Below are 22,226 nucleotides of genomic sequence, written 5' to 3'. Positions count from 1 at the left end.
ACGGGCACAGCGACAGGCGCGGCCGCCCGGGCAGTGACCCGGGCCCACCCGCCCCGACCGATGACCCGGGCGCACCGGGCGGACGCGGGACGGGGCGGGACCAATGCGGAGCCGGTCCGCCGCGCGCCTGCCGACACGGCCCGGCCGACCGCCGCGGACGCGGCGAAAGCGGGCACAACGCCGGCGGGCGCAGCGGCAACGGGCACAGCGACAGGCGCGGCCGCCCGGGCAGTGACCCGGGCCCACCCGCCCCGACCGATGACCCGGGCGCACCGGGCGGACGCGGGACGGGGCAGGACCAATGCGGAGCCGGTCCGCCGCGCGCCTGCCGACACGGCCCGGCCGACCGCCGCGGACGCGGCGACAGCGAGCGCGGGCACAGCGGGCGCGGGTACAGCGCGTACAGCGTCAGGCGCGGCCGCCCGGGCAGTGGCCCGGGCGCGGTCGCGCTGGGCAGCCTCCCGATCGCGGCGGGCAGCGGCGCGTACGGGCCGGCGGGCGTCGGCGGCGGTACGGCCGTTCCGGGCGGCGGTCGCGGCGCGGCCCCGTCGCCGGGAGAGCGCGGTCATGCCGCCTCCGCGCGGTCCGCGGCCATGCCGGCCGCGTCGAGGAGGGCGGTGCCGACGATCAGGTCGGCGCCGCCGAACTCGGGGTCGTCGAGCTGGGTGCCGTCGTCCACCGCGAAGAGCAGCCGCTCCTCGCCCTGGCGGTAGGCCGTGCCGACGGCCGGGCTCGCCGCGTGGACGGCCAGCAGGGCCACCAGGTACGGCAGGTCGGGGTCGCTGCGGCGGGCCTCGGCGAGGAGGCCGGACAGCCGGCGCGGGGCGTCGTGCGGAAGGTCGAGGAGCTCCATCGCGGCGGCGAGCTGCTCCTCGCTGAAGCGGCTGTCGTCCGGGGTGGCGATGAGGTCCGGCTCGGGCATCTCCGCGCCGAGGTGCTCCCGTTCCACGGGCGGGGTGAGCAGGATGTCGACCAGGTCGCCCACCCGCACCGATACCGGCGTGCGCAGGCCCGCGCCGGAGGCGAAGAAGGCGTCCGTCACCCGCCGCGCCTGTTCCAGCGGCAGCGGCAGCAGCGGGGCCACCAACTGCCCGTACAGGTCGATGCCGGAGCGCCGCGCGGGCGCGGCGAAGGCCTGGCGGTCCTGCTCGGCGCGGAAGAGCGGCCCGGCGTCCAGGAGCCGGGACTGGAGCTGGGTGTGGCGGCGGATGCAGTCTTTGACGATGTCGACGAGTTCGGCCGCGCGCCGCTTGTTGTCCGGCTCCTCCGCCTCGTCACGCGCCTTGCGGATGTTGGTCAGGATCGCGTTCTCGTGGCGGTAGCGGTCGGCGACGTGGTCGAGGGCCTCCGCGATCATGTCGGGTACGGCCTGGAGCCAGTCCACCGCCCGCACGTTCCGCCGCGTCGCGTCCAACGTGCGGCGCAGGGTCTCCGCGTACTGGACGGTGCGGTAGCGGGCCTGTTCGGCGGCGAGCTGGGCGTCCGCCAGCCGGCCCCGGCTGATCAGCACGTCCAGCTTGACCTCGGCCGCGATCTGCGCGCTGGTGACGTCGGTGTCGAGGGCGCCGACCAGGACGTTGACGGCCTCGTCGGTGGTGCGCAGGTAGACCGCGCCGCCGTAGCCGGGGACCTCTTCGATCAGCTTGAAGTCGTAGTCGCGGCGGACGTAGATCCCGTCCGGGCCGAAGGTGCCGTAGATCGCGCGGAAGCCGCGGTCCACGCTGCCGACGTTGATGAGGTTCTCCAGCACCCAGCGGGCGACGCGCTCGTGCTCGGCCGCCGGGCGGCCCGGGGCCTGGGCGGCGACGCGCGGCAGCAGCCTGGCCACTATCTGCTCGTGGTCGGCGCCGGTGTCGAAGTCCATGTTGAGCGTGACGAGGTCGATCGCGGCCAGCGCGACCTCCGCCATCGCGTAGACCCCGTACTCGCCCGCCAGATTGGCTTTGCGTACGTCGAGGTCGTGCAGCGGGGCGGTGCAGGCGAGGGCGCGCAGCCGCCGGGCCAGGCCCTCGTCGGCGGCCGGGCCCGGCGCCGGGGACGGAAGGGTCTTCGCCGGGGCGGGGAGAGTCACGGACAAAGACTAGGCGCTGTCACGGACAACATCCCAAACGGCATGGTTCGGCCGGATCGTCCCCGGCCGCCTGCTCTACGCTCGGCGCATGGCTTCCATGATCGCATCCACCCCGGTGATCGACCTCAACGCGGATCTCGGCGAAGGCTTCGGCCGGTGGACCCTGACCGACGACGAGGCCCTGCTGTCCGTCGTCACGAGCGCGAACGTGGCGTGCGGCTTCCATGCCGGGGACCCGTCCATCATGCGCCGGGTCTGCGAGCTGGCGGCCGAGCGGGGCGTACGGATCGGCGCGCAGGTCTCCTACCGCGACCTGGCGGGCTTCGGCCGGCGCTCCATGGACGTGCCGGCCGGTGAGCTGGCCGATGAAGTGGCCTACCAGATCGGGGCCCTGGAGGTGTTCGCGCGGGCCGCCGGCTCCCGGGTGTCGTACGTGAAACCGCACGGCGCGCTCTACAACCGCACCGTGCACGACGCCGGCCAGGCCGCCGCCGTGGTCGCGGGCGTCCGGATGGCGGCCGGGGCCGGCGCCACGGGCGGCCTGCCGGTACTCGGCCTCCCCGGATCGCTGCTCCTCTCCGCCGCGGCGGAGGCCGGGCTGGCCCCCGTACCGGAGGCCTTCGCCGACCGCGCCTACACGCCCGCCGGGACCCTGGTGCCGCGCACCGAGCCGGGGTCGGTCGTCCACGACCCGGCCGCCGTGGTGGCGCGGGCCGTACGGATGGCCGCCGAGGGAGCGGTGACGGCGGCCGACGGGTCCCAGGTCCCCGTCGCCGCGCGCTCGCTGTGCCTGCATGGGGACACCCCGGGCGCCGCGGAACTCGCCCGCCGGGTCCGGGAGGCGCTGGGCGCGGCCGGGGTCCGGGTGGAGGCCTTCGCGTGAGGCCCCTCGTGGTGGGCGGCGAGGCGCTGCTGATCGAGCTCGACTCGGCGGCCGAGGTCGCCGCGCTCCATGCCGAGCTGCTGCTGCGGCGGGACGCCGGCGAGCTGGGCGCCGTACGGGACCTCGTGCCCGCGGCGCGCACGGTGCTGCTGGACGGCGTACGGGACCCGGCCGGGCTGGGCGCGCGGATCGCCGGGTGGGAGGTGCCGCCGCTCGCTGCGTCGGAGGGCCCCCTGATCACCGTCCCGGTGCGGTACGACGGGCCGGACCTGGCGGAGGTGGCCCGGCTGTGGGGAGTGGCCTGCGAAGAGGTCCCGGGCATCGTCGGCGGCACCGTGTTCCGGGTGGCCTTCTGCGGGTTCGCCCCCGGCTTCGGCTACCTGACCGGTCTGCCGGAGCGCTTCCACCTCCCCCGGCGGGCCACGCCCCGTACGGCCGTCCCGGCGGGCTCGCTGGCGCTGGCCGGCGAGTACGCGGGGGTGTACCCGCGCTCCTCCCCCGGCGGCTGGCAGCTGATCGGCTCCACGGACGCGGTGCTCTGGGACCCGGAGCGGGAGCCCGCGGCGCTGTTCGCGCCGGGGGTACGGGTGCGGTTCACGGAGGCGGGCCGATGACCGGGCTGCTGGTGGTACGGCCGGGAGCGCTGACCACGGTCCAGGACCGGGGCCGCCCGGGCTACGCGCACCTGGGGGTCCCGCGCTCGGGGGCCCTGGACACGGCGGCGTACGCGCTGGCCAACCGGCTGCTCGGCAACGCCCCGGACGCGGCGGCGCTGGAGACGACCCTCGACGGGGTCGGCCTCCGGGCCCTGGCTCCGATCACCGTGGCGGTCACGGGCGCGCCCTGTTCCGTACGGGCGGCCGGCCGCCCGGTGGCCTGGGGAGCCGCGGTCAGGCTGGCGGCGGGTGCGGAGCTGGAGGTGGGCCGGGCGGAATCCGGGCTGCGCAGCTACGTCGCGGTCCGGGGCGGCCTGGCCGTCCCGCCGGTCCTGGGCAGTCGCTCGACGGACCTGCTGTCGGACCTGGGGCCGCCGGTCCTGGCGGCCGGGACCCTGCTGCCGGTGGGTCCCGCCGCGCCGGATCCGGTCCCCGGGGCGGATGCCTGCGGCCTGCCCGCGGCGCCTTCGGAGCTGCTGCTCCCGCTCCGGCTCGGGCCGCGGGCGGACTGGTTCACCGAGGCTTCGCTCGCCGGGCTGTGGCGTTCGGTGTTCCGGGTGTCTCCGAAGACCAACCGCATCGGCCTCCGCACGGAGGCCGGAACACCGCTGGTCCGCGGCCGGGCCGGCGAACTGCCCAGCGAGGGCATGGTCCTGGGCGCGGTCCAGGTCCCGCCGGACGGCCTGCCGGTGGTGTTCCTGGCCGACCACCCGGTGACGGGCGGCTACCCGGTGGTGGGCGTGGTCCCGCCGGGCCCGGCCCTGGACGCGGCGGCGCAGGCCCGGCCGGGTACCCCCGTCAGGTTCCTCCGGTCCCGATGAAACGTTTGCGGGGGCTTCGGCCAAGTACTGGGTGAGGGGGCCGACCGGGCCCCCTGTGCAGGGGAGGAACCGGGTGCGCAGCCCACGACACGAGACCGGACCACCGGATCTCACCACGCCCGAGGGGTTCGGAGCGTTCTACGAGGACCACATCGACGCCGTGCTCGGCTTCGTCACCCGCCGGGTCGCCGACCCGCACCTGGCGGCCGACCTGACGGCGGACATCTTCCTCGCGGCGATGGGATCGGCCGGCGGCTACCGGGGCCACAGGGGAGCCCCGGTCGCCTGGCTGTTCGGCATTGCCCGCAACGTCCTGTCGGGCCACGCCCGGGGACTGGCCCGCGAGAGCGGCGCCCTGGCCCGGCTGAGCGGGCGCCGGCTGCTCGACGCGGAGGACGTCGCCGCGCTGGAGGAACGCATCGACGCCGAGCGGGCCTTCCGCGACCTGGCCGAGCGCCACGCCGCGCTCTCCGAACCGCTGCGGGCCGCGCTCGACCTGGTCGTGCTCGACCAGCTCACCCCGGCCGAGGCCGCGCAGGCCCTCGGCGTCACCCAGGCGACGATCCGCGTCCGCCTGCACCGGGCCCGGCGCGCCCTGCGCGGCCCGGGCTCCGTCACCGAACGCCAGTTGGAGGTAGCCCGATGAGCACCCGGCCCAGCGGCTTCGAGGACCGGCTGAAGGCCGCGCTCCTGGCTCGCCTCCCGGAGGTCCCGCCCGCGGCCCCCGCCCGGTCCTTCGCCCGGCGGTACGGCATCCCGCTCGCGGTGGGCGTCGCCACGGCTTCCGTGGTCGCTGTCATGACCCTGACCGGCAGCACCCGCAACGGTTCGCTGCCCGCCGGCTCGCCGAGCCGTTCGGCCTCGGACGCACCCGAGATCGAGAAGGATCCGGACGGGTCGCTCCGGTTCGATCTGCCCGAGCACGACCAGATCCCGTCCCTGGTGGAACGGCTGAAGGCACTGGGGGTTCAGGTCGTGCTGGTTCCGAAGCGGCCGCGATCCCAGTGCTCCGAGATGGGCGGCGGGTTCCGGGGTCCGCAGGCCGACCCCGAGGCCGAGATCATGCAGCACGGCGATGACGGCCTCTTCCTCAAGGTCAACGCGAAGACGGTCCCCTCGGGATACACGCTCACGTTCACGTGGGCGGACTACCACCCGCTGGGTGAGAAGGGGATCGGCTTCGGCGTGATCGAGACGTCCAAGGTCCCGTCCTGCTCGGTCGACTACTCCGAGGGCCTGGAGGAACTCCTGAAGTCGCGCTCGGGGTCCCCCGGCCCCACCCCGCCCACCCCGGCACCGTAGGTCCGTTCGTCCGGCTCCGTGGCACCACGCCGGCACAGCACTCGGCCCGGCCCCCTCATGTCAGGGGGCCGGGCCGAGTCCGTGTCGCAGCGGAGGCCGGCGGGGCTACACGGCCGACTCCGGCGCGATCCGGCTCCGTACGGCGGACTGGACGTCCTCTTCCTCCGCGGGGTCGGCCGCCAGGCGCCGCAGCCGGGGTGCCACGCGCGCGTCGGCCGTCTCCGCGTGCCGGGCCGCGACCTCCCGGGTGGTCTCCTCGCAGTCCCACAGGCATTCGACGGCGAAGCCCGCCGCGAACGTGGGGTCCGTACTGGCCAGGGCGCGGGCGGCCCGGCCGCGCAGGTGGGACGAGGCCGTCTCGCGGTAGATGTGGCGCAGCACGGGGGCCGCGCAGCCGATGGCGAGGCGGCCGGCTCCGTCGACCAGGGCGAAGAGTCGCCGCGTGTCCGGGCCGGAGCCGCGGACGGTGGAGCGCAGGGCTCCGAGGACCAGGCCGGCGTCCTCGGCTCCGCCCCGGGTGGCCAGGGTGGCGGCGGCAGCCGCTCCCAGGGCGTCGGGCCGGTGGATCCAGCGCCGGGCGCGTTCGACGGCCTCGGGGCCGCACATGCGCTCGTAGGCGGCCACGGCGGGCTCGTCGGCGGCGGCTTCGATGAGGTCCAGCACGGCCGGGTTGTCCGGTTCGGCGAGGACCAGGTGGTGCAGGGCGGTGGCGCGGGCCGCCTCGCCGGAGGCGCTGGCGGCGGCCGCGAGAATGGCGGCGCGGTCCTCGGGCGCCGCCACGGCGGCCAGGCATCTGGCGGCGGGCACGTGCAGCGGCGTGCCGCGGCGCAGGCCGTCGGCGGCCCAGTCGAAGACGGCCTGGACTCCCCAGCCCGGCCGGGGCCCGCTGGGCGTCAGCTGACGCTGCCAGCGGTCGAAGGAGCCCTGCTGGCGGGCGGCGCGCAGGCGCTCCCCGTACCGCGGTGACTCCTCCCACAGGCACCAGGGCCTCGGCTCGTACGCGTCGCGGACGGCGGCGGCCAGCCGCGCCTCGCCCTCCGCCGTGGCGGGGAAGCGGGCGAGGACGGGTGCGGCCAGGGACCGCAGCCCTTCGTCGTCGTCGCGCAGGGCGAGCTCGTCGAGGGCCCAGGCCCAGTTCGCTCCGGAGGCGGCGTACCGGCGCAGCAGCATGAGCGCGTCGTCGCGGCCGTACGAGGCCAGGTGGCCCAGCACGGACAGGGCGAGGCCCGTCCGGTGGTCCTCCTCGTCGACGAGGTCGTCGGCGCTGAAGAGGTGGGTCTCGATCTCGCCGAGGGGGCCGTCGAGATCCAGGTACAGCCGGGCGTAGTACAGGGAGCGGTTCTCGACCTGCCAGTCCTGGCGCGGGTCGCGGAGCACGCACTGGTTGAGGGCCGCGAGGGCCTCCGCCCTGGGTGCCGCGAGGGCGTGCAGCGTGCCGTCGCCGCGGCCGCGCTGGAGGAGCCCGAGCAGGGTGCCGCTCGGCGCTATGACTGGTTCGAACATGGGAATGGCCTCAAATCAAGCTGGGGACGCAACCGGGAATCGGGATTCACAGGGCCGCGTAACAGCATGTGAGGACGTCCGCCGTCAGGTTCCGCTCGATGTAGACCATTGCCTTCTCACTCTCGTCGGTGCTCCGCGACCATGGCGGCCGGTCCGGCAGGGGGTACGGACACCCGTTGTGTCCAGCCCGCTCCTGCCCGTCCGTCATGTTCGCGAATCGAATCCGTCGCCATGATGACCCAGGCGGTTTGTGCGCCGCGACCACATTTACGGCCGCCGTGACCAACCTGTGAGGTCCGGAACCGGCCGGGCCCCGCCCTGTCACGGGCAAAAGCGGATTACTTGGCTCCGAAGAGTTCCAGCAGGTCGGCCTTGGCGAACATGCGCGCCGTGTCCACGGCGGAGGGGGTTCCGGCGTTCGGGTCGGCCCCGCCGGCGAGCAGGGCGCGGATGACGGCCTCCTCGCCCTTGAAGACGGCTCCGGCGAGCGGGGTCTGGCCGCGGTCGTTGGCGCGGTCGGCCTCCGCGCCGCGGGCCAGCAGCGCCGCGACGGCGTCGGCGTGGCCGTGGTAGGCGGCCAGCATGACGAGGGTGTCGCCGCGGTCGTTCGTGAGGTTCGCCGGGACTCCGGCGTCGAGGTACGCGGTGAGCGTCCCGGTCTCACCCTGACGGGCGAGGTCGAAGATCTTGGTGGCCAGTTCGATGACGTCCTCGTCGGGGACGTCCTGGGAACCGGAGCCTTCCGGGTTGTGCTCGCTCATCGTTCGTACCGCCTTTCACTCGCTGCTCGTTCCCCCGGGCCGGGCGGGCAGGGGGATGCACGGCACTGCGTCCGTACGGGTGAATCGTCAGGGTAGCGCCCGGGCCTGCACATGTCCGGGCCGGGCCGAGGCAATGATCACCCTTGTCCCCCTTCGCGCCGGACGCGCCAGTCGAGGTGAGCCGGTCCAGTGAAAAACTCCTGGATTCACCCGTATGCACCTTTTGTCGCATTGATACTTCCTGTGAGCCTGGAAGAACTGATGGTGACTGTCCCCACCCACCAGGAGAAATTCTCATGGTCCTGTCCATCTCAGGCGTCGTCCTGCTCGGCATCATCTGCTTCCTGTTCTTCAAGAAGGACGGGATGAAGCTGACGCACGCGTTCGTCTGCTCGCTCTTCGGCTTCTTCCTCGCAGGCTCCGCCATCGCCCCCAGCATCACGGCGAGCACGGCCAGCCTCGCGAGCCTTCTCGGCGGGATCAAGCTCTAGGCCGCCGCCGCTCGAAGACATCCAGCCCCACCCGAAGTACCCGAGCACCCACAACTCCAGGAGACGCCCGTGGCCCGGCGCCCACTTCCCCGCATCCTCAGCAGCGGCACCGCGTCGCTGACCCGGGGCCGCGACATCGCTCGCACGGCCGCCGACAGCGCCACGGACGTACTCCATCCGCTCCTCACCATCGGACGCGGCCTGCGCGTCCTGGCCTCGGCCGGGCGGCGCAAATGGTCCGAGACCCCCAAGGACAAGCGTGGTCCCGCGCTGTTCCTGGGAGCCGCCTGCGTCCTCGTGGTCGCACTCGTCCCGTACGGACCGCTCCTCGCCCTGATCACCCTCATGGCGGCGGCGGCCTGGCAGGGACGCGACCGCACCCCGGTGAAGACCGGGCCCAGCGATGCCGAGACCGAACGGCTCGGCTCCCTCTACGAAGCCCTCGTGCCGTACTTCTCCATCCCGGAGGACCCGAGTCCGCTCTTCGCCCACGGCGGGGACTGGGACAAGGCCTTCAGCGGCTACGAGTTCGACGAGGCGGGCCGCGTCACCCGGCTCCACATCCGCTACCCGGCCTACTTCACCGATGGCGAGGCCGCATCACGGGCCCGGATCGAGGCATTGCTGCACGCCAAGTCCGGGCGCGGACGGGAGTATCTCTTCGACTGGGACGAGGAGGGCAACCAGCTCGACCTGAGTGTGCTGGCGGCGCTGCCGACGTGCATCGCCGCCCAGCCGTTCGTCACCTCCCCCGGTGAGACCGTCCTCGGCTTCACCGACGCCGGGAGCGTCCAGCGCACCTTGCCCGTCCTGGAGGGCGACGAGCCCCGGGACGTGCCTCCGGTGATCTGGCGCACCGGCCCCCGCTCCACCGAGCCCCACCTGCTGGCCGTCGGCCAGCCCGGCAGCGGCACCTCCACCCTGCTGCGGTCCATCGCCCTGCAGGCCCTGCGCCACGGGGGCGACGTACTGATCGTCGAGGGCGGCGGCAGCGGCGAGTACTCCTGCCTCTCCGGGCGCAGCGGCGTCCTGGCCGTGGAATGCGGGCTCTCGGGGGCACTGTCCACCCTCGAATGGGCCGCGCAGGAGACCGAGCGGCGCCTCGTCGCCACCCACCGGGCCCGCGAGGCCGGCCGCCCCTCGCCCGATGACACCCGGCGCCCGCTGTGGATCCTGCTGGACCGCCCGAGCGTGCTGGCCCACCTCGCGACCGCCGAAGGCGCGCCCGACCCCCTCGCCCAGCTCCAGGTGCCGCTGCGCCACGGACGGGCCGCGCACATCACGGTGGTCGTCGCCGAGCAGTTCGACCACCTGGAGCTGCTGAACGACACCGTCTGGCAGCACACCCGGGCCCGGGTCGTCCTCGGACCCGCCGCGATCCAGCAGATCGCCGACGTACTGGGACTGCCTCCGCACACCACCCCGCCGGCCCAGGTACCGCCGGGACGCGGGTACGCGCGGCTCGGCTCGGGACCGGTGCACCGGCTCCAGGTGCCCGCCACCCCGGACCCGTACGACGACGCCGCGCACCCGGCGTTCCGCCAGGCGGTGCTGGAGCTCCTGCCGGACCGCCAGGCCGACGTGGCGCTGGGCAAGGCCCTGCAGGGGCAGGCCGTGAAGACCTCGGAGCTCCCGTGACCGGCCGCACGGAGGGCCGGGGCCGCGTGGAGCTCCCGTGACCCGGCGGAACGAGGCCCGGGGCCGCGTTACGCCACGAACGTCCGCGGGGGCTCCGCGCCGCTGCCGCCAGCGCCCGTGCTGACCAGCGCGGCGGCCGCCGCCAGGCGGGCGGCGGCCTCGTCGGCCACCGGGCCGCCCACGGTGAACGGCAGCCGGACATAGCCCTCGAAGGCCCCGTCCACGCCGAACCGGGGCCCCGAGGGAACCCGTACGCCGACCCGCTCCCCCACCTCGGCCAGCCGGGAGCCCGAAAGACCGCCCGCACGGGCCCACAGGGTCAGACCGCCCCGAGGGACCTCGAACTCCCAGTCCGGCAGTTCCCGCCGCACCGCGGCGACCAGCGCGTCCCGGTTCTCCCTGGCCTGGTCGCGGCGGATCCCGACGGCCTCCTGCCAGCCCCCGGTCCGCATCAGCCAGTTCACGGCGAGCTGTTCCAGCACCGGCGTGCCCAGGTCCGCGTAGGCGCGGGCGGCGACCAGGCTCCGGATGACGTCGGGGGCCGCGCGGACCCAGCCGATCCGCATGCCGGCCCAGAACGCCTTGCTGGCGGAACCCACGGTGACGACCGTGCTGCCGGCCGGGTCGAAGGAGCAGACCGGGCGGGGCATCTCCAGCTCCGGGTCCAACTGGAGTTCCAGCATGGTCTCGTCGGCGACCAGCACGGTGCCCGCGGACCGGGCGGCCTCGACCATGGCCCGGCGCTGCTCCTCGGAGGCCAGCGCTCCGGTCGGATTGTGGAAGTCGGCGACGACGTAGGCGAGGCGGGGCGCGGAGTCGCGCAGCACCTGCCGCCAGACGTCCATGTCCCAGCCGGTCAGCCCGTCGGCCATGGCGACGGGCACGAGGCGGACCCCGGCCGCGCGCATCAGCTGCAGGATGTTCGCGTACGAGGGGGACTCGACGGCGATCCGCTCCCCCCGCCCGGCGAAGAGGCTGCAGATGGCGTCGATGGCGCCCATCGCGCCGGTGGTGACCATGATCTGCTCGGGCATGGTGGGGATGCCCTGCTCGGTGTAGCGGTCGGCGAGCATCCGGCGCAGGGCGGGCAGGCCCGCCGGGTAGTCGCCGTGGGTGTGCGCGTACGGCGGCAGTTCCTCCAGCGCGCCCTGGACGGCCTTGGTGAGCCAGGGCTCGGGAGCGGGCAGGGCCGCGCAGCCGAGGTCGATCATGGAGCCGAGGGACTCGGGCGGCAGCGGCTCCAGGCCACGGGCGGGCAGCGGGTTCCCGGCCGGTACGGAGGTCCAGCTGCCGGCGCCCCGGCGGGACTCCAGGAATCCCTCCCCGCGCAGGGCCTCGTACGCGGCGGCGACCGTGGTGCGGCTGAGGGAGAGGGCGACGGCCAGCTCGCGCTCGGCGGGGAGCCGGGCGGCGACCGGGACGCGGCCTTCGAGGACGAGGAGGCGGATCCCGTCGGCGAGGGTGCGGTACGCGGGCAGCTTGCGGGAGCCGGGTACGGCGGCGCGGTCCTGCTGGGAGGTGATCAGACGCGCGAGCTGTGCGGCACCGACCGCTGAGGTCCATTCGGCCATTGCGTCCGGTCCACCTTCGTCGGATTGGCCTCGACGTGGTGCGCCGGAGGCCGGGATTGGATTGAAGTCTGCGGACACAGACTGCCACGGGCCGGTCCACCTCCACCAGGGGGCGTCATCGCCCCCCGTTCACCCGGCGTACCAGCAGCATCGGGCGGCACGAGGGATACTGCCGCCGTGACGCACGTACGCCTTCGCCATCCGTATCTGGACCACCCGGCTCCGATTCCCTTCGCACACCGGGGAGGGGCCGCGGACGGACTGGAGAACACCGCCGCCGCCTTCCGCCGGGCCGCCGAGGAGGGCTACCGGTATTTCGAGACCGATGTGCACGCCACGGCCGACGGGAAGCTCGTCGCCTTCCACGACTCCACCCTGGACCGGGTCACCGACGGGCAGGGCCGGATCTCCGAGCTGCCCTGGAAGCGGATCCGCGAGGCCCGGGTGGGCGGCACCGAGCCCCTCGCCCTCTTCGAGGACCTGCTGGAGGAGTTCCCGGACGCCCGCTGGAACATCGACATCAAGGCCGAGTCGGCGCTGCACCCGCTGGTGAACCTGATCGCGCGGGCGGGCCTCTGGGACCGGGTCTGCGTGGGCTCCTTCTCCGAGAGCCGGGTGGCCCGGGCACAGAAGATCGCCGGGCCCCGGCTGGCCACCTCGTACGGCGTGCGCGGGGTGCTCGGCCTGCGGCTGCGCTCGTACGCGATCCCGGCGGCGCTGCGCGTGGGGGCGGTGGCGGCCCAGGTTCCGGAGACCCAGGCGGGCATCCGCGTGGTCGACCGGCGCTTCGTGCGGACCGCGCACGAGCGGGGCCTCCAGGTGCACGTTTGGACCGTGAACGAACCGGAACGTATGGAGTCTCTCCTCGACCTGGGTGTCGATGGCATCATGACCGACCGGATCGACATCTTGCGCGCGGTGCTGGACCGGCGCGGGACCTGGGCCTGACAAAGGCGCGGGTGCCCGCGCGGGCTCCCGTCGGCCGCGCGACCACGGGGACCAGCGAGGGGGCGCTCATGAGTGCGCAGACGCAAGACGAAGCGGAATCCGGGGCCGAGGACGGCAGACCGGCCGTCGCGGCGACGGCCGCGCGCAAGCGCGAGCAGCGGGGCTGGTACTTCTACGACTTCGCCGTCTCGGTGTACTCGGCGAGCGTGCTCACGGTGTTCCTCGGGCCCTATCTGACCTCGGTGGCCAAGGCCGCCGCGGACGCCGAGGGCTTCGTGCACCCACTGGGCATCCCGGTGCGGGCCGGTTCCTTCTTCGCCTACTCGGTCTCGGCCTCGGTGATCCTGGCGGTGCTGCTCATGCCGCTGGTGGGGGCCGTCGCCGACCGCACCGGCCGCAAGAAGCCGCTGCTGGCGGTGGCCGCGTACACGGGCGCCGCGGCGACGGCCGGGATGTTCTTCCTGGGCGGTGAGCGCTACCTGCTGGGCGGGCTGCTGCTGATCGTGGCGAACGCCGCGCTGTCCGTCTCGATGGTGCTCTACAACGCCTACCTGCCGCAGATCTCCACCCCCGACGAGCGGGACACGGTCTCCTCACGGGGCTGGGCCTTCGGCTACACCGCGGGCTCCCTGATGCTCGTGGTGAACCTGGTGCTCTACATGGGCCACGACTCCTTCGGCCTCACCGAAGGCATGGCGGTACGGATCTGCCTGGCCTCGGCGGGTTTGTGGTGGGGGGCCTTCGCGCTGATCCCGCTGCGCCGGCTGCGGGACCGGACCGTGGTCCGGGAGCCGGGGGCGGGACCGGCCGTCAGCGGCTGGAAGCAGCTCGTCGCGACCCTGAAGGACATGCGGCGCTACCCGCTGACCCTGTCGTTCCTGCTCGCGTACCTGATCTACAACGACGGCGTGCAGACGGTGATCTCCCAGGCCTCGATCTACGGGTCGGAGGAGCTGGAGCTGGAGCAGTCCACCCTGATCGGGGCGGTGCTGCTGGTGCAGGTCCTGGCGGTGGGGGGCGCGCTGGGGATGGGGCGGCTGGCCCGGATCTACGGCGCGAAGCGGACGATCCTGGGCTCACTGGCCGCCTGGGCGGTGACGCTGGCGGTCGGGTACTTCCTGCCGGCCCGGACCCCGGTGTGGTTCTTCGCACTCGCCGCGATGATCGGGCTGGTGCTGGGCGGCAGCCAGGCGCTGTCCCGCTCGCTCTTCTCGCACCTGGTGCCGGCGGGCAAGGAGGCCGAGTACTTCTCCGCGTACGAGATGAGCGACCGCGGGCTGAGCTGGGTGGGACCCCTGGTCTTCGGCCTGACCTACCAGGTCACGGGAAGCTACCGGGACGCGATCATCTCGCTGGTGGTCTTCTTCGCACTGGGTTTCGTGCTGCTGGCCAGAGTGCCGGTGCGGCGCGCGGTGGAGGCGGCAGGCAATCCTGTACCCGAGCGGATCTGAGAGCGGATCCGCGAGCGCGCCCGGCCCGGATCCACGAACGAATTCCGAACGAATTTAGACGTTGAAGCAAAGGGCCGGTAGTGTACGCCTTTGGCCTGCCAGGCGGACCGTTACTGCGCGCTTAAGAAGTGTGGACGTTGGGTGACATCTGCTGCCAGATGTGACAAAACGGGCATTGGTGGGTACAACAAGGGGCGGCACGACGGGCGACGCATGACCCGGAGCGGGAATCAATACCGCCGACCGGACGTTGACCGGATGACGACGACAGCGACACCTGTCCTGTGGGCGACAAGCCCGGGAGGCACGATTCATGAGTGAGCGAGCTCTCCGCGGTACGCGCCTCGTGGTTACCAGCTACGAGACGGACCGCGGCATCGATCTGGCCCCGCGCCAGGCGGTGGAGTACGCATGCCAGAACGGACATCGATTTGAGATGCCGTTCTCGGTTGAGGCAGAAATTCCGCCGGAGTGGGAGTGCAAGGCGTGCGGCGCCATGGCACTCCTGGTGGACGGGGACGGGCCCGAAGAGAAGAAGGGCAAGCCTGCGCGAACGCACTGGGACATGCTCATGGAGCGGCGCACCCGCGAGGAGCTGGAGGAAGTGCTGGCCGAGAGGCTTGCGGTCCTTCGTTCCGGCGCCATGAACATTGCCGTGCATCCGCGGGACAGCCGCAAGTCCGCCTGACAGCCGGACGCAAACGAACAAGCCGAGGGGCCCCGCCACACTGTGTGGCGGGGCCCCTCGGCTTGTGTGCTCGGCTTGTGTGCGAGCCGGTCGCGGGCGTTCGCGCGAGCCCGGCGAGCCCGTTACGGGGCGAGCGGCGGGCGGTACGTCGTGTCGCCCGGGCCGCCCGGCTGCTGCGGCCGGTCCTCGCGGATGACCTCGCCCTGGACGATCTTGCCGTCGGGGTAGCGGATACGGGCCTGCTGGAAGGCGTCGCCGAAGGTTCCGGCGGGAGCCGAGGCCATCTTGCGCTCCAGCGAACGGGCCGCGCGGCGGCCGATCCACGCCCGGACCGGCGGGAGCAGACAGAGCAGGCCCGCCACGTCGGAGAGCAGGCCGGGCATGATCAGGAGCAGGCCCGCCAGCATGGTGAGGCCGTTGCCCTGGCCGGGCTGCTGCGGGGTCGGCTGCCGGCCCTGCTGGGCCTGCTGGAAGGTGTCCGCGAGGTTCTTGAAGGCACGTCGCCCGGCCCGCTTGATGACCACCACGCCCAGGATCATCCCGCCCGCGAGCAGCGCGGCGACGGTCAGCCCGCCGGCCGCGCCGGCGACCAGGCCGAGCAGCCAGATCTCCAGGATCAGCCAGGCGGCGATCGCCAGGGGGAGGAACGTACGGGCGGGTGAGCGCCGCCGGGGGGCCGTCGATGTGGGAACGCCGGTCGTCATGCTCCCAGTGTGCCTGGGCCCGCGTAAAAGCGGCCTCAGCCGGAGGTACCGGACAACCCCTAGGGGCCCTGCCCGCCGGTCAGGCCCGGCCCTCGCCCTTGCCCTTGTCTGCGGCCCTGCCCGTGTCCTTGCCCGGGAGCAGCTTGGCCGCCTGGGCCTTGAGGCCCCACTGGGTGACCCGCCACAGGGCCTCCACCACGATGTCCTTGCTCATCTTGCTGTCGCCGAACTCACGCTCGACGAAGGTGATCGGAACCTCCACCACCCGGAAGCCCTTCTGCACGGCCCTGCGGGCCAGGTCGACCTGGAAGCAGTAGCCCGCGGAGGCCACCTCGTCCAGGCCCAGGCCCTCCAGGGTCTCGCGGCGGAAGGCCCGGTAGCCGCCGGTCACGTCGCGGATCGGGACGTTCAGCATCAGCCGGGAGTACGTCGAGCCTCCGCGCGAGAGGATCTCGCGGCTCTTGGGCCAGTTCACGACGCGGCCGCCCGGCACCCAGCGGGAGCCCAGGACCAGGTCGGCGCCGGCCAGCGCGGTGAGCAGGCGGGGCAGTTCCTCCGGCTGGTGGGAGCCGTCGGCGTCCATCTCGACGATCACTCCGTAGCCCGCTTCCAGGGCCCAGACGAAGCCCGCCAGGTAGGCGGCGCCGAGCCCCTCCTTGCCCTTGCGGTGCAGGACGTGCACGTGGTCGTCGCCGGCCGCCAGCTCGTCGGCGAGCTTGCCGGTGCCGTCGGGGCTGTTGTCGTCCGCGACCAGGATGTGGGCCTCGGGGACCGCCGCGCGGACGCGGCCGACGATCAGCCCGATGTTCTCCGCCTCGTTGTAGGTCGGAATGATCACCAAGGCCGTACCGAGCGGTCCGTAGGTCCGCTGTCCGCCGTCGCTCACTGAGTCCCCTTTTGTGCTCTTGCACGTCCTGTACGTCTGGTCGCAGAGGATGACTTTAGAACAGTGGTCGGGGCCTGCGGTCCTTCGGGCCGGTCGGACTCCCGCTGGCTGCGGGCCGCCGTGACCGTTGTCTACTGGACCGCCGGGCCCCGACCCCGGGGCCACCGTCCCCCGGCTACGGGGGGTGCCCCCACCGGCGAAACCTTCCGTCGCCCCCGAGGCGCGGGCGCGGTGAGCAGACGGATCCGTCCGGCACGGACGTCCTGTGGTGGACCCGGCCGAACCTATCCGGGTCCTGGCGCCCGCACCGAACCGAGGCACACCGGATCACCCCTGTGGGCGTACGAATACCTCCCGCCCGCCGACCACGGTGGCCAGGCACACCGGCAGCTCGGCGCCGGGGGTCAGGTCGGGCAGCCCGGGGGTGCCGGAGCGGGGGTCCGTGGACCAGCGGGCGACCCGGTCGTCGGGGGCCTGGACGACCAGTTCGGAGGTCTGCCAGACCGCGTAGTCGGCCGGGGCGCCGGGGATCAGGACGCCCGCGTCGTCGCGGCCGAGCGCCCGCCAGCCGCCCCGGGTGTGCGCGGTGAAGGCGGCCCGGACGGAGATGCGGTGCTCGGGGGTCCGGTGGAAGGCGGCCGCGCGGACGGTGCCCCACGGGTCGAGCGGGGTCACGGGCGCGTCCGAGCCGAAGGCCAGCGGGACACCGGCCTTGAGCATGGCCGCGTACGGGTTCAGGGTGCGGGCCCGCTCGGCGCCGAGCCGGTCGGCGTACATGCCGTCCTCGCCGCCCCAGGCCGCGTCGAAGGCGGGCTGCACGGACGCGGTCAGGCCCAGCTCCGCGAAGGCGGCGATGGTGGCGGGGGTCATCATCTCGGCGTGCTCGACCCGGTGCCGGGCGGCGCGGACCCGCGCCAGGCCCACCTTCTCGGCGGCCGCGCGGACCCCGTCCACGACGGCGGTGAGCGCCGCGTCGCCGATGGCGTGGAAACCGGCCTGGAGCCCGGCCTCGGTGCAGGCGGCGACGTGCTCCGCGACGGCGCGGGCGTCCAGGTAGCCGGTGCCGGTGTGCGCGGCGTCGGCGTAGGGGGCGTGCAAGCAGGCGGTGTGCGAGCCGAGGGCGCCGTCGACGAACAGATCGCCCGCGGCCCCCACGGCTCCGAGCGCCTCGGCCTGGTCGAGGTCCCGGTCGGCCCAGTACCCGAAGACGCGCGGCCCGGGCCGCTCCCCCGCCAGGGCCAGCAGGTCCGTGAAGTCCTCGGCGGAGGAGATGCCGGGCCCGCCGCACTCGTGTACGGAGCCGATCCCGAGCGAGGCGGCCCGGTCCAGGGCGGCCCGCTGGGCCTCGGCGCGCTGGGCGGGGGTGACCGCGGCCAGGGCGGCGGCGCGGACGGCGTGGTGGGCGTCGCGGGTCAGCGGCTCGTCGCCGTCCTGGGTCACGCCCGGGACGAGGTCCAGCAGCGCGGTGGTGACGACGGCCGAGTGCACGTCGATGCGGCTGAGGTAGAGCGGGCGGCCGCCGGCGGCCCGGTCGAGCTCGGCGCGGCGCGGGGCCCGGCGCTCGGACCAGCGCGCGGCGTCCCAGCCGTGCCCGAGGAGCACCCGGTCGGCCGGACGGCTCGCGGCGTAATCGCGTACGAGGTCCAGCGCAGCGGACAGGGAGCGGGCTCCGGAGAGGTCCAGCCCGGTGAGGGCGAGGCCGGCGGAGGTGGTGTGGACGTGCGCGTCGGTGAAGGCGGGCGTGACGAGCGCCCCGCCGAGGTCGACGACCTCGTCGACGCCCTGCGCGAAGGCGTCGGCCGCGCCTTCGGAGCCGACCCAGGCGACGTGGCCGCGCTCGACCACCATCGCGGTGGCGAAGGGGTCCGCGGGGCTGTGTACCTCGCCTCCGCGCAGGAGGACGGTCCTTGTCGGTGCTCCGGCGGCGTCGGCGGAGTTGGCGGTGCGGTCAGTCATGGGGACCAGTCTCCCGCGTCCGCCCGGGCCGCCCGACCGCCGGGTCCCTCCGACGCGGCTACACGCGGGGCGGTCGGGCCTCGTACGGGGTGGAGAGGACCACCGTGGTGCGCGTCGAGACGTGCGCGAGGGCGCGCAGGCGGCCCAGCAGGTCTTCCAGCTCCAGGGGCGTCGCGACGCGGACCTTGAGGATGTAGTTCTCGTCGCCCGCGACGCTGTGGCAGGCCTCGATCTCGGGCACGCCGGCCAGCCGGTCGGCGATGTCGTCCGGGGCGCTCGGGTCGAACGGCTTGACCGAGATGAAGGCCGTCAGCGGCAGGCCGACGGCCTCGGGGTCGACCACGGCCGCGTAACCCCGGATCACACCGCGCTGTTCCAGCCGGCGTACTCGCTGATGGACCGCCGACGTGGACAGTCCGGTGGCCTTGCCCAGATCCGTGTAGCTCATCCGCCCGTCCCGCACGAGCAGATCCACGATCTGGCGGTCCAGCTCCTCCATTGCGCTCATAGCCGCTCAACCTAAGGCCCAACGGCATCCCAGGCACAGTGCTGTCCGCCCACTGGAGGCATCTGCGCCGGGCATGTGACCAAGGCCACAAGGGTATGCAGGCGTACGCGGGGCTGTTGTGGTTACTCGTGCCGCGCGACGGGAAGTGCTTGCTTTGGCCGAGGCCGAAGAACCAGCCCGCCCGGCCCACCCAAGGGGGAGTACATCCATGTTGAACACCACGCGCGCCGGTCGCACCGAACCGGAGCCCCTGGAACTTCTCGATTCCGAGGACGGTGACCATCTCGAATACCTCGACGACAGCGAGGGCTTCGAGATCCACCACGCGGTCTGCCCCGACTGCGGCCAGTCGATCGCTCTCGTCGCCGACGAGGAGTACCTGCCGCAGCACGCGCTCTGCCTGTCCCCGTGGAACCCCTTCGGTCTCACGGTGTGCGCGGGCACCGGGCGCCCCGCCAGTGACGCGCTGCCCACCGTCGGCATGATCCAGCCGGTGGAGGCGCAGGAGCTGGAGCCCGTGGTGCTCCTGAGCCTGCCGCAGGGGCTCGACTGGCGGACTCAGCCCTTCTCGCACGTCGGCGGTCCGGGCTCGCGCCCTGTCCGCGTCGTGAGCCCCGTGCCGCCGCAGACGCGGCACCAGCACGCGCAGGCGGCCTGACCCGGCTTCCGCCGGGCGGTCTGCCGGTACGCCTCTACTCGTACGCCTCTACCCGTACGCCTCTACCCGTACGCCTCTACCCGTACGCCTTCTACCCGTACGCCTTCTACCAGTATGTTCCCTGCACCATGGCGGCCAGGCTGGCATGGTGCAGGATCAGGCTGTCCGGATCCGCGGGGACCTCGACCTCGCCGAAGTACGCCTGCCGGTAGGCGATGCGCAGCATCACGATCCCGTGCCGCAGAGCCGCGTACAGGGTGTGGAACTCCATGTCCCGCGGGGTGTGGCCGGTGAGTTCGGCGTACCGCCGCTCCAGGTCCTCGCGGCGCAGGAAGTCCGGCAAGCCGGGCTGGCCGAAGCCGACGGTGAGGTCCTGGAAGAACCGGTGGAGGTAGACGGTCCAGCCGAGGTCCACCTCGCGCGGGGCGTATGCCGCCATCTCCCAGTCCAGGACGGCGACCGGCGTGAAGCCGTCGTAGACGACGTTGCCGATGCGGGCGTCGCCCCAGTTGAGGACGGCCGGGCCCTCGTCCCGCGGCCACAGATCCTTCAGGCGGGCGAACGCCCGCTCGATGAGCGGGGACGGGGCGAGCCCGCCCACCACCCAGGAGTAGTAGGCGCGTTGGGCGTCGACGTGGCGGCGCAACGGGCTGCCCTCGCCCTTCGGGAGCAGGAACTCGGCCTCCCCGCACGGGAACTGGTCGTGCAGGCGGGCCAGCAGGGAGATGCTCGCCTCCTGGAGCGCGGCACGCTCGGCGTGGGTCGCGGCGTGCAGCCAGTTGCCCTCGTAGGTGTAGGGCATGACGTCCGGCGGGACCCGCCCTTCGGCTCGGGCCATCACGAAGAACGGCGCTCCGAGCGGCTCGGGGTCCTCCTCCAGCCACTGCACGCGCGGGACGGGCAGGTCCGTGTGCTCGGCGACCAGACTCATCACGCGGTGCTGGCGCGGCATGTCGTACGTCGGGAAGACACTGTAGGCGGCCGGGTCGGCGGCGAGCCGCAGCGCGCAGGCGCGGAGCGGGGTGTCGGGGTGCTCTATGTCGAAGAGCAGGGTCTCGCTGGACATCCCGTTCGAGCCGGGAACGGAGACGTTGGTGACCTTCGCGCCGGGGAGCCTGGTGTCCAGCCAGGCGGCGAGGCGCCGGCCGAGCTCTTCGGGCTCCCGGGTGGAGGTGCGCGGACGTGGAGCGGTGGCCATGAATACCCCTTTTCCTGCTGGGCGGTTCCTACTGGGCGACTTCTTGCCGGGCGCTTCCTGCTGGGCGGCTCGGCCGGGCGGCTTCCTACGGGGCGACGGAGGAGTAGTCGGCGAAGCCGCTCGGGTCGTGGCGGCCGAAGCTGCCGTGCTCGAAGATTCCGTGGCCGATCTGCCCGTCGAGGGTGAAGCGGGCCGAGTGGTCGGTGACGCCGAAGGAGGCCATGGGGTGGGCGGCGGGGTCGGAGAGGTCGTAGACGCGGCGGTCGGTCCAGCCGCGGCCCTGCCAGGTGCCGTGCTGCCAGTCGGACGCGGGCGGGTAGCCGGCGCCGACGGCGAGCGGGGAGGAGTTCAGGATCTCCACGCCGAGTTCGAGGGGCTTGCGGGCCGGGTCGGTGAGGTGGACGACGGCGCTCTCGGGGTGCCGGGTGCCGGGCCGGTAGCGGATCTCGGTGTGCGGCCAGCCGAGTTGGACGTCGTGGCGGCCGTTGTCCTCGGGGAAGACCTGGAGGGCCTCGCTCAGGGTGCGGTGACCGTCGGCGTCCTCCTGGGCGATGACCATGAGGAAGCGGTCCTCGAAGCGGACCGGGACCCAGAGCCAGTGGAAGCCCTCGGGGCGGTACTCCTCGGCGGCCCGGCCGCCGTCCTCACCGGGGATCGGCCGCACACCCCAACTGCGGTCGCGGGTACCGGTCCATTCGTGCGGGGTGAGGGTGTGCTCCTCGCCCTTGGCGCGGATGGTGCCCGTGACGTGGCCGGCCTGGACGAAGCGGCACCCCTCCAGCATGAGCCGGTCGCCGCGGCGCTGGAAGTGGTGGGGCTCCCAGACGGCGGGGAACTCGGCGGTCCAGGTGACGTCGTACGAGAGCCCGTCCGGGTCGTCGGGGTCGGGCGCGCAGCGCAGGGTGAGCTGTTTGAGCGGGACGTCGACGGTGATGCTGAGCGGGCCGACGGAGAGGTTCATCCGGTCGTCGGTGAGGGCGTCGGAGGCCCGGACGGCGAGCAGTTCGTCGCCGACGCGGAGGGTGGCGTAGGCGTCGATGACCCCGGCATTGGGGTAGACCCCGAGGCCGAGGATGAGAACGGCGCGGCCGGCGTGGTCGAAGACGTGGAAGATGCAGCGGTCGTAGGCGTTGCGGTCACCGCTGACGAGGTGCTTCATCGACAGGGGCGCCTGGTGGACGGGGTACTCGTCGAGACCGATGGGCCGGTCGGCGGACATGGCGGACCTCCGGGACGGGGGGGTGGGGGGACGGGGACGAGGAGCAGGACGAGGGGACGGAGAGTGGGTGCGCGTACGGATGTGACGGTACGTCAGAAACCGAGCCCGGGGCCAGAGGTCTGGCACGAACTGACAGGGTGGCAGGGGGTGTCGGGGGGGCTTCGGGGGACGGGAGCTTCGGGGGACGGGAGCCCGGAGCCGGGGAGCCTGGAGCCGGGCGGGCGGGATCGCTTCGCGCGGCGGGGGCTTCGGGGGGCGGGACTTCAGCCGGGCGGCATCAGGGACGCTGGCCGGTGGCTTCGGATGGTCGGGA

At 73.5% G+C, this 22,226-nt stretch carries 21 protein-coding genes; 11 read left to right on the top strand and 10 right to left on the bottom strand.

Features of this window, described 5'->3' with window-relative positions; translation table 11 throughout:
• Window positions 1-565: 565 nt before the first annotated feature.
• Window positions 566-2,071 carry a hypothetical protein gene (locus ACGFYQ_RS38780; protein ID WP_393751559.1) on the bottom strand — a complete coding sequence of 502 codons (1,506 nt, stop codon included), beginning with the start codon at window positions 2,069-2,071 and terminating at the stop codon, window positions 566-568.
• 115 nt (window positions 2,072-2,186) lie between these two features.
• On the opposite strand from ACGFYQ_RS38780, the gene ACGFYQ_RS38775 reads away from it, so the two are divergent.
• The 5 genes from ACGFYQ_RS38775 to ACGFYQ_RS38755 all read left to right on the top strand — a co-directional run bounded on the left by ACGFYQ_RS38775 (window position 2,187) and on the right by ACGFYQ_RS38755 (window position 5,733).
• Window positions 2,187-2,954 carry a LamB/YcsF family protein gene (locus ACGFYQ_RS38775; protein WP_393751593.1) on the top strand — a complete coding sequence of 256 codons (768 nt, stop codon included), beginning with the start codon at window positions 2,187-2,189 and terminating at the stop codon, window positions 2,952-2,954.
• The gene (locus ACGFYQ_RS38770) at window positions 2,951-3,568 is read left to right on the top strand and encodes an allophanate hydrolase subunit 1 (protein ID WP_393751557.1); all 618 of its coding nucleotides are present in this window, start codon (window positions 2,951-2,953) and stop codon (window positions 3,566-3,568) included. The genes ACGFYQ_RS38775 and ACGFYQ_RS38770 overlap by 4 nt, the downstream gene beginning before the upstream one ends.
• Entirely contained in the window at window positions 3,565-4,431 is an 867-nt protein-coding gene (locus tag ACGFYQ_RS38765) for a biotin-dependent carboxyltransferase family protein (RefSeq protein ID WP_393751555.1), read from the top strand. The genes ACGFYQ_RS38770 and ACGFYQ_RS38765 overlap by 4 nt, the downstream gene beginning before the upstream one ends.
• A gap of 73 nt (window positions 4,432-4,504) precedes the next feature.
• A complete protein-coding gene (locus tag ACGFYQ_RS38760; protein ID WP_393751553.1) occupies window positions 4,505-5,077 on the top strand; it encodes an RNA polymerase sigma factor in 573 nt (190 codons plus the stop codon).
• Window positions 5,074-5,733 carry a hypothetical protein gene (locus ACGFYQ_RS38755; RefSeq protein ID WP_393751551.1) on the top strand — a complete coding sequence of 220 codons (660 nt, stop codon included), beginning with the start codon at window positions 5,074-5,076 and terminating at the stop codon, window positions 5,731-5,733. The genes ACGFYQ_RS38760 and ACGFYQ_RS38755 overlap by 4 nt, the downstream gene beginning before the upstream one ends.
• 105 nt (window positions 5,734-5,838) lie before the next feature.
• On the opposite strand, the gene ACGFYQ_RS38750 is transcribed toward ACGFYQ_RS38755, so the two are convergent.
• The gene (locus tag ACGFYQ_RS38750) at window positions 5,839-7,236 is read right to left on the bottom strand and encodes a HEAT repeat domain-containing protein (protein ID WP_393751549.1); all 1,398 of its coding nucleotides are present in this window, start codon (window positions 7,234-7,236) and stop codon (window positions 5,839-5,841) included.
• Window positions 7,237-7,574: 338 nt separating this feature from the next.
• Window positions 7,575-7,997: an ankyrin repeat domain-containing protein gene (locus tag ACGFYQ_RS38745; RefSeq protein ID WP_393751547.1), complete on the bottom strand. Its 423-nt coding sequence runs from the start codon at window positions 7,995-7,997 to the stop codon at window positions 7,575-7,577.
• 296 nt (window positions 7,998-8,293) lie between these two features.
• On the opposite strand from ACGFYQ_RS38745, the gene ACGFYQ_RS38740 reads away from it, so the two are divergent.
• Together ACGFYQ_RS38740 and ACGFYQ_RS38735 are read left to right on the top strand one after the other, a co-directional pair.
• Window positions 8,294-8,488 carry a hypothetical protein gene (locus ACGFYQ_RS38740; RefSeq protein WP_030031218.1) on the top strand — a complete coding sequence of 65 codons (195 nt, stop codon included), beginning with the start codon at window positions 8,294-8,296 and terminating at the stop codon, window positions 8,486-8,488.
• A gap of 69 nt (window positions 8,489-8,557) precedes the next feature.
• Window positions 8,558-10,126, top strand: coding sequence for a hypothetical protein (locus tag ACGFYQ_RS38735; protein ID WP_393751545.1), 1,569 nt, complete (start codon window positions 8,558-8,560; stop codon window positions 10,124-10,126).
• A gap of 68 nt (window positions 10,127-10,194) precedes the next feature.
• Here the strand turns inward: ACGFYQ_RS38735 and ACGFYQ_RS38730 are convergent, their stop codons facing one another.
• Window positions 10,195-11,697 (bottom strand): PLP-dependent aminotransferase family protein, encoded by a 1,503-nt coding sequence (locus tag ACGFYQ_RS38730; protein WP_393751543.1) that lies wholly within the window; start codon window positions 11,695-11,697, stop codon window positions 10,195-10,197.
• Between the two features lie 177 nt (window positions 11,698-11,874).
• Here ACGFYQ_RS38730 and ACGFYQ_RS38725 point away from each other — a divergent pair, with 177 nt between their 5' ends.
• From ACGFYQ_RS38725 to ACGFYQ_RS38715, 3 genes are all read left to right on the top strand, one after another.
• Entirely contained in the window at window positions 11,875-12,645 is a 771-nt protein-coding gene (locus tag ACGFYQ_RS38725) for a glycerophosphodiester phosphodiesterase (RefSeq protein WP_393751541.1), read from the top strand.
• 68 nt (window positions 12,646-12,713) lie between these two features.
• Window positions 12,714-14,096, top strand: coding sequence for an MFS transporter (locus ACGFYQ_RS38720; RefSeq protein WP_393751539.1), 1,383 nt, complete (start codon window positions 12,714-12,716; stop codon window positions 14,094-14,096).
• A 313-nt stretch (window positions 14,097-14,409) separates the two neighbouring features.
• The gene (locus tag ACGFYQ_RS38715; protein WP_007262928.1) at window positions 14,410-14,784 is read left to right on the top strand and encodes an RNA polymerase-binding protein RbpA; all 375 of its coding nucleotides are present in this window, start codon (window positions 14,410-14,412) and stop codon (window positions 14,782-14,784) included.
• 122 nt (window positions 14,785-14,906) lie between these two features.
• Here the strand turns inward: ACGFYQ_RS38715 and fxsA are convergent, their stop codons facing one another.
• The 4 genes from fxsA to ACGFYQ_RS38695 form a co-directional block, all read right to left on the bottom strand.
• Window positions 14,907-15,488 (bottom strand): FxsA family membrane protein, encoded by a 582-nt coding sequence (gene fxsA / locus ACGFYQ_RS38710; protein ID WP_393751537.1) that lies wholly within the window; start codon window positions 15,486-15,488, stop codon window positions 14,907-14,909.
• Window positions 15,489-15,567: 79 nt separating this feature from the next.
• Window positions 15,568-16,374, bottom strand: a complete 807-nt coding sequence (locus ACGFYQ_RS38705; RefSeq protein ID WP_393751535.1) for a polyprenol monophosphomannose synthase — start codon at window positions 16,372-16,374, stop codon at window positions 15,568-15,570.
• A 327-nt stretch (window positions 16,375-16,701) separates the two neighbouring features.
• Window positions 16,702-18,330, bottom strand: coding sequence for an amidohydrolase (locus ACGFYQ_RS38700; RefSeq protein WP_393751533.1), 1,629 nt, complete (start codon window positions 18,328-18,330; stop codon window positions 16,702-16,704).
• Between the two features lie 58 nt (window positions 18,331-18,388).
• Complete coding sequence (locus ACGFYQ_RS38695; RefSeq protein ID WP_030011705.1) at window positions 18,389-18,829, bottom strand: Lrp/AsnC family transcriptional regulator; 441 nt, start codon at window positions 18,827-18,829, stop codon at window positions 18,389-18,391.
• 217 nt (window positions 18,830-19,046) lie between these two features.
• On the opposite strand from ACGFYQ_RS38695, the gene ACGFYQ_RS38690 reads away from it, so the two are divergent.
• On the top strand, window positions 19,047-19,496 hold the full coding sequence (locus tag ACGFYQ_RS38690; RefSeq protein WP_393751531.1) for a hypothetical protein: 450 nt from the start codon (window positions 19,047-19,049) through the stop codon (window positions 19,494-19,496).
• 106 nt (window positions 19,497-19,602) lie between these two features.
• Here ACGFYQ_RS38690 and ACGFYQ_RS38685 read toward each other — a convergent pair whose 3' ends face one another.
• Together ACGFYQ_RS38685 and ACGFYQ_RS38680 are read right to left on the bottom strand one after the other, a co-directional pair.
• A complete protein-coding gene (locus ACGFYQ_RS38685; RefSeq protein ID WP_393751529.1) occupies window positions 19,603-20,694 on the bottom strand; it encodes a phosphotransferase family protein in 1,092 nt (363 codons plus the stop codon).
• 85 nt (window positions 20,695-20,779) lie between these two features.
• On the bottom strand, window positions 20,780-21,913 hold the full coding sequence (locus ACGFYQ_RS38680; protein WP_393751527.1) for a hypothetical protein: 1,134 nt from the start codon (window positions 21,911-21,913) through the stop codon (window positions 20,780-20,782).
• Between the last annotated feature and the right edge of the window lie 313 nt (window positions 21,914-22,226).

Source organism: Streptomyces sp. NPDC048258 (genome assembly GCF_043201995.1).
GTDB lineage: Bacteria > Actinomycetota > Actinomycetes > Streptomycetales > Streptomycetaceae > Streptomyces.
This window is presented reverse-complemented; position numbering and strand designations above follow the sequence as displayed.

What these genes read in the sequence shown, in the direction of transcription:
- ACGFYQ_RS38765 (WP_393751555.1), top strand. Translation starts at nt 3,565, where the DNA reads ATGACCGGGCTGCTGGTGGTACGGCCGGGAGCGCTGACCACGGTCCAG.
- ACGFYQ_RS38755 (WP_393751551.1), top strand. Translation starts at nt 5,074, where the DNA reads ATGAGCACCCGGCCCAGCGGCTTCGAGGACCGGCTGAAGGCCGCGCTC.
- ACGFYQ_RS38750 (WP_393751549.1), bottom strand. Translation starts at nt 7,236, where the DNA reads ATGTTCGAACCAGTCATAGCGCCGAGCGGCACCCTGCTCGGGCTCCTC.
- ACGFYQ_RS38745 (WP_393751547.1), bottom strand. Translation starts at nt 7,997, where the DNA reads ATGAGCGAGCACAACCCGGAAGGCTCCGGTTCCCAGGACGTCCCCGAC.
- ACGFYQ_RS38740 (WP_030031218.1), top strand. Translation starts at nt 8,294, where the DNA reads ATGGTCCTGTCCATCTCAGGCGTCGTCCTGCTCGGCATCATCTGCTTC.
- ACGFYQ_RS38730 (WP_393751543.1), bottom strand. Translation starts at nt 11,697, where the DNA reads ATGGCCGAATGGACCTCAGCGGTCGGTGCCGCACAGCTCGCGCGTCTG.
- ACGFYQ_RS38720 (WP_393751539.1), top strand. Translation starts at nt 12,714, where the DNA reads ATGAGTGCGCAGACGCAAGACGAAGCGGAATCCGGGGCCGAGGACGGC.
- ACGFYQ_RS38715 (WP_007262928.1), top strand. Translation starts at nt 14,410, where the DNA reads ATGAGTGAGCGAGCTCTCCGCGGTACGCGCCTCGTGGTTACCAGCTAC.
- fxsA (WP_393751537.1), bottom strand. Translation starts at nt 15,488, where the DNA reads ATGACGACCGGCGTTCCCACATCGACGGCCCCCCGGCGGCGCTCACCC.
- ACGFYQ_RS38700 (WP_393751533.1), bottom strand. Translation starts at nt 18,330, where the DNA reads ATGACTGACCGCACCGCCAACTCCGCCGACGCCGCCGGAGCACCGACA.
- ACGFYQ_RS38695 (WP_030011705.1), bottom strand. Translation starts at nt 18,829, where the DNA reads ATGGAGGAGCTGGACCGCCAGATCGTGGATCTGCTCGTGCGGGACGGG.
- ACGFYQ_RS38690 (WP_393751531.1), top strand. Translation starts at nt 19,047, where the DNA reads ATGTTGAACACCACGCGCGCCGGTCGCACCGAACCGGAGCCCCTGGAA.
- ACGFYQ_RS38685 (WP_393751529.1), bottom strand. Translation starts at nt 20,694, where the DNA reads ATGGCCACCGCTCCACGTCCGCGCACCTCCACCCGGGAGCCCGAAGAG.
- ACGFYQ_RS38680 (WP_393751527.1), bottom strand. Translation starts at nt 21,913, where the DNA reads ATGTCCGCCGACCGGCCCATCGGTCTCGACGAGTACCCCGTCCACCAG.